The sequence below is a fragment of the Kitasatospora sp. NPDC059088 genome, from assembly GCF_042738155.1.
Lineage (GTDB): Bacteria > Actinomycetota > Actinomycetes > Streptomycetales > Streptomycetaceae > Kitasatospora.
On the sequence record NZ_JBHYGR010000013.1, the window covers coordinates 63,368 to 78,665 of the forward strand.

The following is a 15,298-nucleotide window of genomic DNA, read 5'->3' on the forward strand; positions in this document are numbered from 1 at the left end:
CCGTTTGTGTGGTTGTTCCTGGGGTGTTCTGTGCCCCCGGCGGCGTGGGGGGGGGCCGGGGGTCGGGTCGGGGCGGGCGGGGGCGCCCCGCCCGGCCCGCGGGCGGGGGGGGAGGACAGGGGGGACGACGCTCATGCGGGACCTCGCTACTGGCCGGTAGAACGATGTTGGCCGAGAGCGTAGGGCGTGCGCCGCCTTTGCGGGAGGGGTCGCGCAGGGGTCATTTCCCGCCGGAGGCCAGCTCCCGGGAGCGGTCCCGGGCCGCCTCCAGGGCGCCGAGCAGCGCGGCCCGCACCCCGTGGTTCTCCAGCTCGCGGATCGCCGCGATGGTGGTGCCGGCCGGGGAGGTGACCGCCTCGCGCAGCTTGACCGGGTGCTCGCCGGAGTCGCGCAGCATCACCGAGGCGCCGATCGCGGACTGCACGATCAGGTCGTGCGCCACCTGCCGGGGCAGGCCGAGCAGGATGCCCGCGTCGGTCATCGCCTCGACCAGGAAGTAGAAGTAGGCCGGGCCCGAGCCGGACAGCGCGGTGGCCGCGTCCTGCTGGGCCTCCGGCAGCCGCAGCGCCTTGCCGACCGAGCTGAAGATCCCCTCGGCGCGCGCCAGGTGCTCCTCCCGGGCGTGCGAGCCGCCGGAGATGACGCTCATCCCCTCGTCCACCAGCACCGGCGTGTTGGGCATCACCCGGACCACCGGGGTGCCGGCCGCGAGCCGCTCCTCGAACCAGGCGGTCGGGACGCCGGCCGCCGCCGAGATCACCAGCCGGTCCGGGCTGATGTGCGGGGCCAGCTCCTCCAGCAGGGTGCCCATGTCCTGCGGCTTGACCGCGAGGATCAGGGTGTCGGCGAGCTTGGCGGCCTCGGCGTTGGAGACGGCCACCACGCCGTAGCGGTCGGCGAGTTCGGCCGCGCGCTCGGGGCGGCGGGCGGTCACCAGGACGTCCGCCGGGTCGGTGCCGGCCCGCAGCAGGCCGGAGAGCAGGGCCTCGCCGATCTTGCCGGTGCCCAGGAAGGCGATCTTCTGTCCGTGTGCTGCGCTGCTGCCCATGGTCCGCTCCTTGCCTCGGTACTGCGGCCATCCTCGCACCGCCCGGCGGCGCCCGTCCGGACCGTCCGGTCCGTGGTCCGCAGGGCCCCGCAGGGGCGGGGACGGCCCGGGAGCGCCGGAAGGGTCCGGGCGCGGGCTTTGCCCCTAGGGAGAAAACTCGGGGGTTTCCCCTATGGCCTCCGGGCCCGGGCGGGCGCACCGTGGAGCCATGGCACACGACGAAATGTCCCGACGTGAGAACCGGCAACTCGCCGCCGCCTCGGCGACGATGGGCCCGTGGCGGACGGCCGCGGGAGTCGGTGCGGTGGTGGGCGCGACCGCCCTGGGGGTCGAGGCGATCTCCGGGGACTGGTCACTGGCCATGCTGGCCGGACCGGCCGGCTGGGCCCTGTTCTTCCTCTTCCTGGTCGGCACCGTCGGCGGTCAGCTGCGCCGCGACACCACCGACCGGCGGCTGCGCCGCTGGGCCGACGCGCACCCGTGGCAGTCGGCGCTCCCGGCGGCCGGCGGACTGCTGGTGCTGAACACCCTGGCGCAGTACTTCCTCGGCGACAGCGGGCTGTTCGGGTCCTTCTTCATCTCGCTGCTGCCGGCCGGCCTGCTGCTGGTGATCGCCGGGGTGGTGGGCTCGGTGAAGCAGGCCCGCGGCAAGGGTTAGGAACCCGCGGCGAGGATCGGGGCGGAGGGGCGGCGGGTCGGCGGTCAGCGCTTGCGCTTGCCGCCGGGGCGGCCGCTGCGGCCGGCCTGGCGCTTCTCGTACTGCTCGACGGCCTTCCGGTGGGCGTCCCGCCGGACGGCCTCGCCGGGGGCCTCGACCAGGCTGCGGGCGAAGTAGGCGGCCAGGCTGCCGACCCCGCCGATCAGCCAGACGGCGCCGAGCGACTTGTCCTCGGCCATCCAGCCGGTCAGCTGCTCCTTGCCCTCGGTGAGGACCTTCCAGGTGCGTCGGACGGCCATCAGCGAGCAGACCGCGATGGCGGCGGTCAGCAGCCCGTTCAGGAAGCCGCCGCTCTCGGAGAGGGCGATGCCCTCGACGCCGAAGCGCAGCACCAGTGCGGCGGCGGCGGTGGCGGCCAGCGCGCCGACCGAGACGCCGACCCGGCGCAGCCAGTAGCCGTTGTCCCGGTGGAGCCAGGAGGTGCCGAAGAAGCGGATCGGCTCCGGCTCGGGGGCGCCGGCGGGCTTGGGGGCGGGGGTGGGGGGCTGCTCGCTCACGTCGTCGATTATCACCCGGGCGCCGCGGAACGAGGGAGGAGCCGTCCCGGCCGGGACGGCTCCTCCGGGGTGTGCGGGGTCAGCCGAGCTTGCTGACGTCCCGGACGGCGCCCTTGTCGGCCGAGGTGGCCATCGCCGCGTAGGCCCGCAGCGCCTGGCTGACCTGGCGCTCGCGGTTCTGCGGCCGGTAGCCGTGCCCGGCCTCCAGCGCCCGACGGCGCTCGGCGAGGACCTCGTCCGGGACCTCCAGGGAGATCGTCCGGGCCGGGATGTCGATGGCGATGGTGTCGCCGTCCTCGACCAGCGCGATGATGCCGCCGGAGGCCGCCTCCGGGGAGGCGTGGCCGATGGACAGGCCCGAGGTACCGCCGGAGAACCGGCCGTCGGTGACCAGCGCGCAGGCCTTGCCCAGGCCGCGGCCCTTGAGGAAGGAGGTCGGGTAGAGCATCTCCTGCATGCCCGGGCCGCCCTTGGGGCCCTCGTAGCGGATGACGACGACGTCGCCCTCCTTGATCCGCTTGGCGAGGATCGCCTCGACCGCGGCCTCCTGGGACTCGCAGACCACCGCCGGGCCGCTGAACGTCCAGATCGACTCGTCGACGCCGGCCGTCTTCACGATGCAGCCGTCCTCGGCGAGGTTGCCGTACAGCACGGCGAGGCCGCCCTCGACCGAGTAGGCGTGCTCGACGCTGCGGATGCAGCCGCCGGCGGCGTCGGTGTCCAGCGACTCCCAGCGCTCGGACTGCGAGAAGGCCTCGGCGGAGCGCTTGCAGCCGGGTGCGGCGTGCCACAGCTCGACGGCCTCGGCGGAGGGCGAACCGCCGCGCACGTCCCAGGTCTTGAGCCACTCGGCGAGCGAGTCGGAGTGCACGGTGTGGACGTCCTCGTTGAGCAGCCCGCCCCGGTACAGCTCGCCGAGGATGGCCGGGATGCCGCCGGCCCGGTGCACGTCCTCCATGTAGTACGAGCCGTTGGGCGCGACCTTGGACAGGCAGGGCACCCTGCGGGAGACCGCGTCGATGGCCCGCATGTCGAAGTCCAGCTCGGCCTCCTGGGCGGCGGCGAGCAGGTGCAGGATGGTGTTGGTCGAGCCGCCCATGGCGATGTCCAGGGCCATGGCGTTCTCGAAGGCGGCGCGGCTCGCGATCGCGCGCGGCAGCACCGAGGCGTCGTCCTGGCCGTAGTGGCGGTTGGTGATCTCGACGACCGTGCGCCCGGCCCGCTCGTACAGCGCCCGGCGGGCGGTGTGGGTGGCGAGCACCGAGCCGTTGCCGGGCAGCGAGAGGCCGATCGCCTCGGTGAGGCAGTTCATCGAGTTGGCGGTGAACATGCCCGAGCAGGACCCGCAGGTCGGGCAGGCGTTCTCCTCGATGATCGCGATGTCCTCGTCGGAGACGTTCTCGTTGACCGCCTGGGAGATCGCGTCGATCAGGTCCAGCTTGCGCACGGTGCCGTCGACCAGGGTGGCCTTGCCGGCCTCCATCGGACCGCCGGAGACGAACACGGTCGGGATGTTGAGGCGCAGCGCGGCCATCAGCATGCCGGGGGTGATCTTGTCGCAGTTGGAGATGCAGATCAGCGCGTCGGCGCAGTGCGCGTTGACCATGTACTCGACCGAGTCGGCGATCAGGTCGCGCGAGGGCAGCGAGTAGAGCATGCCGCTGTGGCCCATCGCGATGCCGTCGTCGACGGCGATGGTGTTGAACTCGCGCGGGATGCCCCCGGCCTCCTTGATCGCCTCGGAGACGATCCGGCCGACCGGCTGGAGGTGGGTGTGGCCGGGGACGAACTCGGTGAAGGAGTTGGCGACCGCGATGATCGGCTTGCCGAAGTCCTCGCGGGCTACGCCGGCGGCCCGGAGAAGCGCCCGGGCGCCTGCCATGTTGCGACCGTGGGTGACCGTACGGGACCTCAGCTCGGGCACTGTGCTCCACTCCTTCGGGGCTCTCGCCGGCGCCCCGCCGGTGATCAGGGTGCGGGGGCCGTTGTGGCTTACGAGCCTACGCCCGCCGTCCGGCCGGCGGACGGCGCGTCCGCGATGCGGGCAGCCGGGGCGGGGTGCGTGCGAGGGCCTGCGGCGGACGGGCGGCCCCGGGCGGCGGGACGGGCGGCCTGCGGACGGCGCGCGGACGGCCTGCGGTCAGGCCGGCTTGACGGCCACGGTGAGGTCCAGGCTGAACGGTTCTGCGACCAGGCCGTCCGGGAACTCGACGGCCATCGCCGCCCGCTCGGCGGCCAGCACCGGGGCGCGCTCCTCGGGGCTGAGCGAGGCCAGGTAGGAGCGGGAGGTCAGGTCGGTGAGCACGTGCTCGACGGTGACCTGCCGCTCCCAGTGCAGCACCGTCCGCTCGACCACCAGGCCGGCCGGGGCGAAGTGCCGGGTGTGGCCGCTGATCCCGCCGTAGCCGCGGTAGCGGTCGGGCAGCGCGGCGGCCATCCGCTCGGCCCGGGCCCGGACCCACGGCACGGTCTCGTCGTGCACGTTCCACCAGGTGGCGACGGCGCCGCCCGGCCGCAGCACCCGGACCGCCTCCGGGACGGAGCGCTCGGGGCGGGTCCAGTGGAAGGCCTGGGCGTAGGTGATCAGGTCGGCGGAGGCGTCGTGGAAGGGCAGGTCGTCGCCGGTGCCGCGGACCAGCGGCAGGGCGGGCGAGGAGGCCAGGAACTGGGCGGCCATGCCGTCGCTGGGCTCGACCGCGACGACCTCGGCGCCCCGGGCGGCCAGCAGTCGGGTCGCGATGCCCGTCCCGGCGCCGACGTCCAGGACCCGGGCGCCCTTGAGGCCGCGGCCCCAGAGCCGTTCCACCGCGTCGAACAGCTCGTCCGGGTAGCCGGGGCGCCCCCGGTCGTACTCGGCGGCGACCGCGCCGAAGCTCACGGCGAGTTCCCGGTAGTTCTGGTAGTCCGTCACGTTTCCCCCTGCGTACGGCAGTTCACGCCCGATCGGGCCGGGCGATCAGCGTACGCGCGAGGGGGTGGCGAGGTGCAAGCGGGTGAAGGCCAGGGCCTCGGCCAGGTCGGCCTCGCGTTCGGCGGGGGACGCGGAGCGGCGGGTGTTGACCTCCAGCACCACGTGGCCGTCGAAGCCGGTGCGGGCGAGGTGCTCCAGCAGTTCGGCGCAGGGCTGCTTGCCCCGGCCGGGGATCAGGTGCTCGTCCTTGCCGGAGCCGCTGCCGTCGGCCAGGTGGACATGGGCGAGCCGGTCGCCCATCCGCTCGACCATCTCGAAGGCGTCGATCCGGGAGGTGGCCACGTGCGAGAGGTCGATGGTGAAGTGCCGGTACTCCTCGTCGGTGACGTCCCAGCCGGGGGCGTACGCCAGCACCTCGCGGTCGCGGTAGCGCCACGGGTACATGTTCTCGACGGCGAAGCGGACGTCGGTCTCGCCCGCCATCCGGTTGATGCCCTCGACGAACTCGCGGGCGTACTGCCGCTGCCAGCGGAACGGCGGGTGCACCACGACGGCGCTCGCGCCGAGCTTCTCGGCCGCCGCGCGGGCCCGGACCAGCTTGGTCCACGGGTCGGTGGTCCAGACCCGCTGGGTGATCAGCAGGCAGGGGGCGTGCACGGCCAGGATCGGCAGCTGGTGGGCGTCGGAGAGGCGGCGCAGCGCCTCCAGGTCCTGGCTGACCGGGTCGTTCCAGACCATCACCTCGACCCCGTCGTAGCCGAGCTTGGCGGCCAGCTCGAAGGCGACGGCGGTGCTCGCCGGGTACACCGAGGCGGTGGACAGCGCCACCTTGGTGTCCGGGATGTGCAGGGTCGGGTGCTGGGGCAGCACCAGCCGGTCGGTGGTGCGCAGCAGCGGCGGGCGGGCGGCGTCGCGCTTGGCGGCCTTCACCGAGCGGACGGACTGGACGGCGGCCTTGGCGGCACCGGCGGCCTTGCGCGCCGCGGTCTTCTTGGCGGGGGCGGAGGCGGGGGCGGAGGCGGCCTTGGCGGGGGCGGGGGCGGCTTTGGCGGGGGCCTTGGCGCTCTTGGCCGCCTTGGCGGCCTTCGCGCTCTTGGCGACCTTCGCGGCCTTGGCCACCTTGGCCACCTTGCCCGCCTGTGCCGCGGTGGCGCCCTTGACCGCCTTGCCGAGCCCGGCCGTGCCGAGTCGGCCGCGCGGGCCGGCCGGCCGCGGCTGCCCGTCCGCTCCGGGAGCGCGGCCCTCCTGCGTTCCGTCCTCGCCCGCTGGTTGCACCACGGGAGACAGCGTAAGCGGAGCGCGCCCCGAACGGGGGCGGACGCCCGGCGGAGTGACCGCCGGCACGCTCCCCCGCTACTGGGTGAGCGCGGGGCGGCGCTGGTCGGTGGGACTGTCCATGGCGTCCAGCTCGCGCAGGATGATGCCCTCGCGCAGCGCCCACGGACAGACGTCCAGCTCGTCCAGGCCGAACAGGTCCATCGCGGCGTCCGCGACCAGGGCCCCGGCCAGCAGCTGCTTGGCCCGGCCCTCGGAGACCCCGGGGATCTGCGCGCGCTCGGCGACGGTCATCGTGGACAGCCGCGGCAGCCAGGCGGCGAGCCCGCTGCGGGTGAGCCGGCGGTCGGCGTACGGGCCGGCGTCGGCGGGGGCGGCGCCGGTCATCCGGGCCAGCTGCTTGAAGGTCTTGGAGGTGGCGACGGCGTGCTGCGGGGCCCCGAGCCGGGAGATCTCGCCGACCACGTTGGCGATCTCGGCGCGGACGTGCCGTCTCAACTCGCGCAGCGCGTCCGGGTCGGCGACGTCCCCGGGCAGCCAGCGGGCGGTCAGCCGCCCGGCGCCGAGCGGCAGCGAGCAGGCGACGTCCGGCTGCTCGTCCAGGCCGCAGGCGATCTCCAGGGAGCCGCCGCCGATGTCCAGGTTGAGCAGCCGGCCCGAGGACCAGCCGAACCAGCGCCGGACGGCCAGGAAGGTGAGCCGGGCCTCGTCCTGCCCGGAGAGCACCCGGAGTTCGACCCCGGTCTCGGCGGCGACCCGGCGCAGCACCTGCTCGCCGTTGGCGGCCTCGCGGACGGCCGAGGTGGCGAACGGCAGGATGTCGACCACGCCCTTGTCCTCGGCGACCCGCAGCGAGGAGGCGATGTGGCCGATCAGCCGGTCGACGCCGGCCTCGCTTATCGCGCCGGAGCCGTCGAGCAGCTCGGCCAGGCGCAGTTCGGCCTTGTGCGAGTAAGCGGCCAGCGGGGCGGCACCCGGATGGGCGTCCACCACGAGGAAGTGGACCGTGTTGGAACCTACGTCGAGTACACCGAGTCGCATAACTCTCCACGCTACGCGATCCGGCCGTGGAGGAGATCGGTTGTGACCGTATTCGCGCTGGTCCAGGTCGTTCCCGACCGTTCCGGGTGCGATCGGTGGGTGGTGCCCGACGACCGTGCGCTCAGTGGCCGCCCGCTCAGTGGCCGCGCGCTCAGTGGCCGCGCGCTCAGTGGCCGCGCGGACCGGACCGGCGCTCGGTGCGGCAGTTGGCGTCCACCCAGCGGCGGGCCGGGCCCGGGGTGTCGGTGATCAGGCCGTCGGCGTCCCGGGCGGTCATCAGCTGCCAGGCCTCGGCGTCGTCCAGCGTCCAGACGTAGACCTCGCGCCCGGCCTTGCGCTCGGCCGCGATCCGGGTGGCACTGGCCAGGCCCGCGTCCAGGGCGATGCCGTCCAGCTTGAGGTCCCCCGGGTCCTCGGCGATCCCGCCGCTCTGGATCAGCACCACCGGCAGGGCGGGGGCCACCGCGTGGGCCTGGCGCAGGTTGGCGACCGAGAAGGAGTAGAGCACGACGTGCGCCCGGCTGCCGGCCGCGATCCGGGCGATCCGGGCGACGTCCTCGGGGCGCTGCCACTTGATCTCCATCAGCAGCGTGGCGCTGCTGGTGGAGAGGCGCGTCAGCAGTTCCTCCAGGGTCGGGACGGGCTGGGCGCCGCCCGGGCCGACGGTCACCCGCAGGGCGGCGACCTGGGCGGCGGTCAGGTCCGCGACGGCGCCCTTGCCGTTGGTGGTGCGGTCCACGGTCGGGTCGTGCATCAGCACCGGGACGCCGTCCCGGGTGGTCTGCACGTCGGTCTCCAGCCAGTCCGCGCCCTGGTTCAGCGCGGTGTCGAAGGAGGCCATGGTGTTCTCGGGCGCGTTGAACGGCGCACCCCGGTGCCCGATCACCACCGGGGACGCGCACACCTGCGGCGCGGCGGCCGAGCGGGCCTGCAGCGCGGGACCGGCGGAGGCGCACCCGGTGGCCAGGACCGCGAGCGCGGCGAGGGCGGCCGTCTGGGCGGCGCGGGGCGGGGCGGTCACGGCTCGGTGCTCCGGTTTCGGTCACTCGGGGTCGGTCGGTCGGTTTCGGTCACTCGGGGTCGGCTGGTACGCGGTCGTCTGATCCTCCTGACAGCCCCGCACCGACGTCCGGTTCCCCGGTCCGCCGGGATCGCCGGGATCGGCCGGATCGCCACGGCCCGCGGCCGGATCAGAGCAGGCCGTCCCACAACTGTTCCACGATGACGGCCCACCAGTTCTCCGGATCGCCGTAGACCGTACCGTCCAGCTCCGCCAGCCCCCGCTGCAGGGCGTCCACCGCCGTACCCGCCGCGGCCGGGTCCAGCCCGCGCAGGGTCGGCCACCAGCCGGCGAACAGCTCCAGGCAGCGGACGAAGGCCCGCAGGTCGGCGTTGCAGTGCCGGGCCGTCGCGTCGTCCGGGTCCACCGCCCGGACGGCGCCGTCCGCCGGGTCGAGGGTGATCAGCGCCCAGCCGTCCGTCCCCAGCACCAGCTGCCCGGCCGCCGCCGTCCGCTCCCGTTCGGCTGCCCGGGTGCCGCGGCCGAGCGCGGCGAGGTACGGCGCGAGCGGGGGCAGCACGGTGCCCGGGCGGGAGCCGTCCGCGATCGCCTCCGCACCCGGGTGGTGCAGCGCGAAGAAGCCGTCCACCGCCCTCGGCAGCCCGACCGCCAGCAGCAGCGCCGCCGCCTCCCCGGGCAGCTCCGCGCGCACCACCTCCGCCGGGTCGAAGCGCTGCACGCCCGCCGGACCGAACCGCCCGGCCAGCCGCTGCGCCAGCGCGGCGTCCGGCTCCGGCGGCAGCGGCGGCACCGCCCGCGGGAACGGCACCCGGTTGCGCCCCGGCCCGTCCGGCGCGTTTAACGCGTCCGACGCGTCCGGACCGGCGGTCCCGGCGGGCAACTCCCGTACGGCGGCGGCCCGGTGGTCGAAGCGCGGGCCGTACGGCAGGTCGAAGTCCAGCCGGGCGTGCGGCAGTTCGGCCGCCAGCGCGTACGACCAGTAGCCGCCGGGCAGGGCCGCCATCCGCAGGTCGGTCCGCACCGCCAGCACGTCCTCCGCCGCGACGCCCCGCTCCCGCAGCCACCACCAGCCGCGCAGCGCCGGATGCGGCAGCCCGGCGGCCGAGCGCAGCGCCAACGTGCGGGTGGCGCCGGTGCCGTCCCGGTACGTCAGTTCGGCCCGGGCACCCCGGCCGGTGGCCGGCGGCCGGGTCGGGTCGTGGCCGCCCGCACCGACGAAGTCCCGGTAGAGCCCGACCACTTCGTCCACCGGCACGGACGGCCAGACCGTGAACCGCCCGCTCTCCCGGTCCACCACGGCACACGCGGCCCCGACCTCCTCGGGCGCCCGGCGCTCCCCCGTCCGCGGATCCACCTCCACCCGCGGCGGCTCCGCCCAGACCACCCACCCCAGCTCGAACTCATGCGCGCACACCCGCCGCGCCACCCCGGCCCCCTGCGGCAGATCCCCGTTGATCCACCGGTGCCCCGCCTCCACCGCCTGCGCCCGAGCGATCACGCGTCCACCCCCGTCGAACCGAATCCGAACGCCACCATCATCCAGCCCCGATCAGCCACCGGGGACGACACTGGACCCCGCCCGCCCGACCATGACATCCGGAGGAACGGTGAACACCACACCCGTGCACGGCCGACAGCCCGTCGCCCGCACCCAGGGCGCCGTCGCCGCAGCCCTCCCCCCGGCACAGCGGAAGGAGTTCCACCGGGAGATGGACGAGGCAGACGAGGAGACGATCGACGGCGTCCTGCGCCGCTGGTGGCTGCGCGCACAGCTCTACCGCGACCCGGAGGGCGACCGCATCCAGACCGCCGTCCGGTCCGGCACCGCTCCCGGCACTCCCGCGTCCACGGTCCTGCGCCGGCTCGGGGCGCCGTGAGCCTCAGGTCCGCGACTCGGGGCACCGCTCCCGCCCCTCGTCGATCGCGGCCAGGACGTCCACCGTGCTGACGCCGGCGCTGGTCTCCCGATCCAGTCGGGCCACCGTCTCCGCCAGCGTGGGCTTGGAGGTCTGGCGCGCGATGAGGTCCAGGACATAGGCGTTGAGCGACTTGCCGGCCCGGGCCGCACGAACTTCGAGGATCCGGAGCTGGTCTTCCGGGACGTCCCGGATCGTCAGGGCGGTCATGCCTGGAAGGTAGCGCTGCTGCACGCGTCTCCGCGTGCAGCAGCGCTGTTCCCGGCTGCAAAGGCGCTCAGGCCACCGCGAGGTCGAGGGGGCGGCCGTCCGGGGTCAGGGCGATGGCCCAGAGGCCCTGGGTGGCGGGGTGGAGGGGGGCGGGGCCGCGGCGGGCGAGTTGGTGGTCGAGGTAGGTGACGGCGTCCCGGTGGTTGACCGCGTTCCAGGCGTGCGGGCGGCCGTAGGCGTCCAGGGTGAGCAGGACGGCCTGGGCGCCGTGCCCGGCCCGGCGGAGTTCGGCGGCGAGGCGGGTGAAGGCCTGGCCGCCGTCGCCGAGGTCGCGGAAGGGGGCGCCGAGTTCGCGTTCGGCGCGGTCGCGGCCGCCGCGTTCGCCGGCGTCGCCCTCGGTGGGGATGCGCGGGGCCGCGCAGGTGGGGCGGCCGGTGTAGGTGTCGACGGCGGAGAGGGCGATCTCCAGGCTGTTGTTGGCCCGGCCGGGTTGGCGGTGGCCGCCCGCGTTGACGGCCTCGGTCCAGCCGCCGGCCGCCGGGTCGGGGTGGCGGGCCGGCCGGTCGTCCTGGTCGCGGGGGACCCGTCGTTCCAGTTCGGCCTGGTGCTGGGGGTCGACCGGGCCGAGCCCGCCGGGCCGTCCGTACGGGCGGCTGTCGGCGATGGTGCGCAGTCGGGGTTCGGGGTCGTCGGCGAGCGGGCCGCGGCGGGCGCGCAGGGCGAGTTGGAGGGCCAGGGCGTGGGCGGTGGCGACCGGGACGGCGCCCCAGGCCAGGGTCGGGTCGGCGAGGGGCGCGGCGGTGTCCCGGCGGCGGCCGTCGGGGTGGTGGGGCTCGGGCCGGCCGATGACCGGGGTGGTGCCGACGATCGGCGGCTCGGTCGGCGGTGGCGGTGGCGGTGGCGGTGCGGTGGCCGGGCCGTGGGTTCCGGCCGGGGTACGGGGTGCGCCGGACTGCGGTCCGGCGGCCACCGGCGCGCCGACGGCGGGTGCACCGGCCACGGGGGTGCCGACCACGGGCGCGCCATTGGCGGGCGCCCCCGCCCCGACACCGCTGCCGAAGGGCGTGGCCGGGTGCGCCGGGTATCCGCCGCCGCCGCCGGCGGCGAGCGGGCCGGGCCCGACGGCGCCGATCGGGCCGGCCACCGGGTAGCCGCCCGAGTAGGCCGGTGTCCCGAACGGCCCGGGCGCGCCGATGACGCCGCCGACACCGACCACGCCGATCGGTCGGACGACCGGGGGTGTGTCCGGCGCCGGGCTGTAGACGGGTCCGCCGGTGGACGGCGCGGTGACGGGCGCGGGCGGCGCGGCCACGGAGTCGGTCCGTACGGTCACCGGCACGGTGCCGCCACCGCCGTTGGTGCGGGTGGGCGCCTGGAGCGGGTAGTCCCCGTCCGACCAGCCCGCCGCCACCGATGAGCCGCCCTGGTGGGCGGGGGCCGCCGCCCGGACCGACGGCCCGTCGTCCCGGGCGGGCGGCGACCAGTCGGCGGCCGCGGCCACGGCCCGGTGCGACCCGCCGTACGAGCCTCCGTACGCGGGGCCGGTGGCCGCCGCCGCGGCCGGGTCGGCCGTCGGCACCGGGGCCGGGACGGCCGTGGGGTCCGCGGTGGGGTCCGCGACGTACGACGCCGCGGAGAGCACGGACGGGACCACCGGCGCGCCGGCCCGGTCCGCCGTCGGCTCCCCCGGCACCTTCGGGTCGCCCCCGGGAGCCCCGGGAGCCCTGGGGTCCCTGGGGTCCCTGGGGTCCCGAGGGTTGGTCAGGTCGGTCAGGTCGGTCAGGTCGGCGAGCGGCAGCCCGTGCAGGTCCTTGCCCGCCCGGTCGGTGAGCACCGGCCGCCCGTGCTCGTCGAGCCGGACGGCGAGGCCGGCCACCCCGACCACCGGCTTGCCGTCCGGCCCGGTCACCACCAGCAGCCCGGCGGCATCGGCCACCGGTGTGCCGTCGGAGCGCAGGATGACCGGCTTGCCGTCCGTGCCGAGGACGGGCTGCCCGTGGGCGTCGAGCGCGACGCTGAGGCCGGGCACGCCGACCAGCGGCTTGCCGTCCTTCCCGGAGAGCACGACCAGGCCGGTGCCGTCCTTGCCGAGCACGCCCGGTTCGCCCAGGGCGGCGGGCAGTCCGGCGGCGAGCGGGTCGAAGCCGGCCGCGGTGCGGTAGGAGGCGGTGGTGACGCCGGGCGTGGCCGCGGCGCCCAGGCGCAGCAGGGCGACGGCGGAGGGGTCCTTGAGCGCGGTGGCCAGGGCGTCCTTCATGCCGCGGCCGAGTTCGGCGAGCAGTCCGGCGATCTTGAGGGCGGCGGTCTCCACCGCGACGGCCTCGATGCCCGCGGCGACCTGGTCGGCGGCGGTGTTCTCGACGCCGGCCGCGAAGCCGGCGACGGACTTCGCCAGTCCGCCGAACACTCCCGTCCGGCCCGTCTGCCCGGTCTGCCCGCTCTGCCCCGTCTGCCCGGTCCGGTCGGCGCTGCGGGCCACCCCGGCCGCGGTCCGCCGGACCTCGGCGGCCTGCTCCCGGGCCTGTTGGAGCTCGGCGGCCAGGTTCCGCAGAGTGGCGATGATCTCGGCCTTGCAGCCGTCGACGTCCTGCGCGGCGGTGTCGAAGGCGGCGGCGACCAGCCCGACCGCGGTGTGGGCGTCCGGCAGGCGGCCCTTGCCGCCGTCGCTGCAGGTGCGCCAGTAGGCGGTGAAGGAGTCGACGGCGTGGCCGGTGTTGTCGGCGGCCACGCGCTGGGCGGACTCGCCGCCCCGGCGGGTGATCCGTTCGGCCTCCGCCGCGAACTCCCGCCAGTGCGCGGCCGCCGTGCGCAGGGCCCCCTCGTCGGCCTGCGGCCACGGGTGGCCGGTCCTGGCCAGGAGCGGGACCAGTTCCTCGGGCAGTTTCCGGGACACGCGCTTCTCCCCCTTCGAGCCGGGCCGTTCAGACCGACATGTCCTGGGGGACGGCCGGTGCCGCCCCCGGGGTTGCCCCGGTTCCCGAAGCCGTCGGCGGGCCCTGGTACACGGCGGGCCTGGCGACCGCCCCCGGCGCGGCCGCGGCCGGTCCGGTGTTCGCGCCGAAGCCGTCCGCCGTCGAGGTGTCGGTGTCGGTGGTCCGCTCGGCCATGGTGTGCAGTCCGGCGCCGACCTGGCCCACCTGGCCGGCCAGGGCTCTGAGCCCGCCAAGGAGTTCACCGTGCGCCGGGCCGTAGACGGCGGCGAAGGCGCTGCCCGGCTGGTCGGCGCCCCAGGGCGCGCCGAGCGCGGCCAGGTCCTTCTCCAAGGTGCCGACGGCCTTGCCGAGTTCACGTCCGAGCTTCTCGAACTCCCTGCCCTCGCCGTGGAGTTCCCACGGCTTGAGGGCGAACCCGGTGCCGTCGCCGTCGGACTCGCCGGTGCTGCCGCCTGCCATCCCCGTACCTCCCCGTAGCGGACCGCGGCCGCCATCCTAGGCACGCGGCCGCCTCCGCCCGGCGGACGGCCGCACCTCTTCACCCCGCCTTCACCGCGTCCCGGGCGCGTGCCCAACGCGACCCGGGCGCGTGCCGAACGCGTCCCGGACGCGTCCGGGGCGCGCGGCGGGCGTCGCCCACCGGCCCGTACACCCCCGCGAAGCTCTACCCTTGCCGGGTGGCACCAGCAGAAACGTCCAAGAAGAAGGCCAAGGCGAAGCCCCCGGCCGCCCCCGCCCCCGTCGACCTCGCGATGCCGACCCTGCGCCGCGAGATCCCGCGCGACGAGGTCCCGCTCGACTTCCCGCGCGCCTGGGTCGAGTTCGCCGACCCCGCCGACGAGGAGCAGGTCTTCCGCTGCGACCTGACCTGGCTGACCTCCCGCTGGTCCTGCGTCTTCGGCCAGGGCTGCCACGGCATCCGCGAGGGCCGCGGCGAGTCGGACGGCTGCTGCACGCTGGGCGCCCACTACTCGGACGAGGACGACGAGAAGCGCGTCCTCGGCCACGCGGCCCGGCTGACGCCCGAGCTGTGGGAGAACTTCGCCGAGGGCACCGACGCCAAGGGCCGGATCCGCAACGACGGCGGCGTCACCATGCTGGACGAGGACGGCGACCGCCAGACCCGCCGGGTCGACGGCGCCTGCATCTTCGTGAACAGCCCGGACTTCGCGGGCGGCGCCGGCTGCGCCCTGCACGCGCTGGCCCTCAAGGAGGGCCGCGAGCCGCTGGAGACCAAGCCGGACGTCTGCTGGCAGCTGCCGGTCCGCCGCACCTACGACTGGATCGACCGCCCCGACGACACCCGCTACCTCCAGGTGACGATCGGCGAGTACGACCGCCGCGGCTGGGGCCCGGGCGGCCACGACCTGCACTGGTGGTGCACCGGCGCCCCGGCCGCGCACCAGGGCGCGGTGGCGGTGTACGTCAGCTACCGCCCCGAGCTCACCGAGCTGATGGGCCGCGAGGCGTACGAGGTGCTGGCCCGGCTGTGCGAGGAGCGCATCGCCACCAAGGGCGACCGCAGGGTGGCCCCGCACCCGGCGGACCCGGTCAAGAAGGCCAAGGACAAGAAGTAGCGGCTGCGGGCCCGGTCCCCCTCAGGGGAGCCGGGCCTGCCGTCGGTAGACCGGTCGGTCCAGGCGGCCGTCGGTAGACCGGTCGGTCCAGAGCTACCAGTAGACCGGTCGGTCCAGACGACCCTCGGTAGACCGGTCGGTCCAGACAACA

The 15,298-nt window shown here is 75.6% G+C and carries 14 protein-coding genes; 3 read left to right on the plus strand and 11 right to left on the minus strand.

Annotated features, from left to right (window positions below; genetic code table 11):
• Window positions 1-220: 220 nt before the first annotated feature.
• Complete coding sequence (proC, locus tag ACFWXO_RS08815) at window positions 221-1,048, minus strand: pyrroline-5-carboxylate reductase (RefSeq protein ID WP_375881741.1); 828 nt, start codon at window positions 1,046-1,048, stop codon at window positions 221-223.
• A 208-nt stretch (window positions 1,049-1,256) separates the two neighbouring features.
• Between proC and ACFWXO_RS08820 the strand changes: the two genes are divergently transcribed.
• Window positions 1,257-1,706, plus strand: coding sequence for a hypothetical protein (locus ACFWXO_RS08820; protein WP_375881738.1), 450 nt, complete (start codon window positions 1,257-1,259; stop codon window positions 1,704-1,706).
• Between the two features lie 44 nt (window positions 1,707-1,750).
• On the opposite strand, the gene ACFWXO_RS08825 is transcribed toward ACFWXO_RS08820, so the two are convergent.
• The 7 genes from ACFWXO_RS08825 to ACFWXO_RS08855 all read right to left on the minus strand — a co-directional run bounded on the left by ACFWXO_RS08825 (window position 1,751) and on the right by ACFWXO_RS08855 (window position 10,009).
• A complete protein-coding gene (locus ACFWXO_RS08825; protein WP_380522900.1) occupies window positions 1,751-2,263 on the minus strand; it encodes a hypothetical protein in 513 nt (170 codons plus the stop codon).
• Between the two features lie 79 nt (window positions 2,264-2,342).
• Entirely contained in the window at window positions 2,343-4,187 is a 1,845-nt protein-coding gene (gene ilvD / locus ACFWXO_RS08830; protein ID WP_380522901.1) for a dihydroxy-acid dehydratase, read from the minus strand.
• A gap of 216 nt (window positions 4,188-4,403) precedes the next feature.
• Window positions 4,404-5,174 (minus strand): class I SAM-dependent methyltransferase, encoded by a 771-nt coding sequence (locus tag ACFWXO_RS08835; protein WP_375881731.1) that lies wholly within the window; start codon window positions 5,172-5,174, stop codon window positions 4,404-4,406.
• A 45-nt stretch (window positions 5,175-5,219) separates the two neighbouring features.
• Entirely contained in the window at window positions 5,220-6,023 is an 804-nt protein-coding gene (locus tag ACFWXO_RS08840; protein WP_375882328.1) for a sugar phosphate isomerase/epimerase family protein, read from the minus strand.
• Between the two features lie 504 nt (window positions 6,024-6,527).
• Entirely contained in the window at window positions 6,528-7,490 is a 963-nt protein-coding gene (locus ACFWXO_RS08845; protein ID WP_375881728.1) for a Ppx/GppA family phosphatase, read from the minus strand.
• A 166-nt stretch (window positions 7,491-7,656) separates the two neighbouring features.
• Entirely contained in the window at window positions 7,657-8,511 is an 855-nt protein-coding gene (locus ACFWXO_RS08850; RefSeq protein ID WP_380522902.1) for a glycerophosphodiester phosphodiesterase, read from the minus strand.
• Window positions 8,512-8,680: 169 nt separating this feature from the next.
• A complete protein-coding gene (locus ACFWXO_RS08855) occupies window positions 8,681-10,009 on the minus strand; it encodes an SUKH-4 family immunity protein (protein ID WP_380522903.1) in 1,329 nt (442 codons plus the stop codon).
• 109 nt (window positions 10,010-10,118) lie between these two features.
• Between ACFWXO_RS08855 and ACFWXO_RS08860 the strand changes: the two genes are divergently transcribed.
• A complete protein-coding gene (locus ACFWXO_RS08860; RefSeq protein WP_380522904.1) occupies window positions 10,119-10,388 on the plus strand; it encodes a DUF6247 family protein in 270 nt (89 codons plus the stop codon).
• Between the two features lie 3 nt (window positions 10,389-10,391).
• Here the strand turns inward: ACFWXO_RS08860 and ACFWXO_RS08865 are convergent, their stop codons facing one another.
• The 3 genes from ACFWXO_RS08865 to ACFWXO_RS08875 all read right to left on the minus strand — a co-directional run bounded on the left by ACFWXO_RS08865 (window position 10,392) and on the right by ACFWXO_RS08875 (window position 14,029).
• Window positions 10,392-10,637 (minus strand): antitoxin, encoded by a 246-nt coding sequence (locus tag ACFWXO_RS08865; RefSeq protein WP_380522905.1) that lies wholly within the window; start codon window positions 10,635-10,637, stop codon window positions 10,392-10,394.
• Between the two features lie 67 nt (window positions 10,638-10,704).
• Window positions 10,705-13,530: a toxin glutamine deamidase domain-containing protein gene (locus ACFWXO_RS08870; protein WP_380522906.1), complete on the minus strand. Its 2,826-nt coding sequence runs from the start codon at window positions 13,528-13,530 to the stop codon at window positions 10,705-10,707.
• A gap of 28 nt (window positions 13,531-13,558) precedes the next feature.
• Window positions 13,559-14,029, minus strand: coding sequence for a hypothetical protein (locus ACFWXO_RS08875; protein WP_380522907.1), 471 nt, complete (start codon window positions 14,027-14,029; stop codon window positions 13,559-13,561).
• 293 nt (window positions 14,030-14,322) lie between these two features.
• On the opposite strand from ACFWXO_RS08875, the gene ACFWXO_RS08880 reads away from it, so the two are divergent.
• Entirely contained in the window at window positions 14,323-15,147 is an 825-nt protein-coding gene (locus tag ACFWXO_RS08880; protein WP_380522919.1) for a hypothetical protein, read from the plus strand.
• Window positions 15,148-15,298 lie beyond the last annotated feature (151 nt).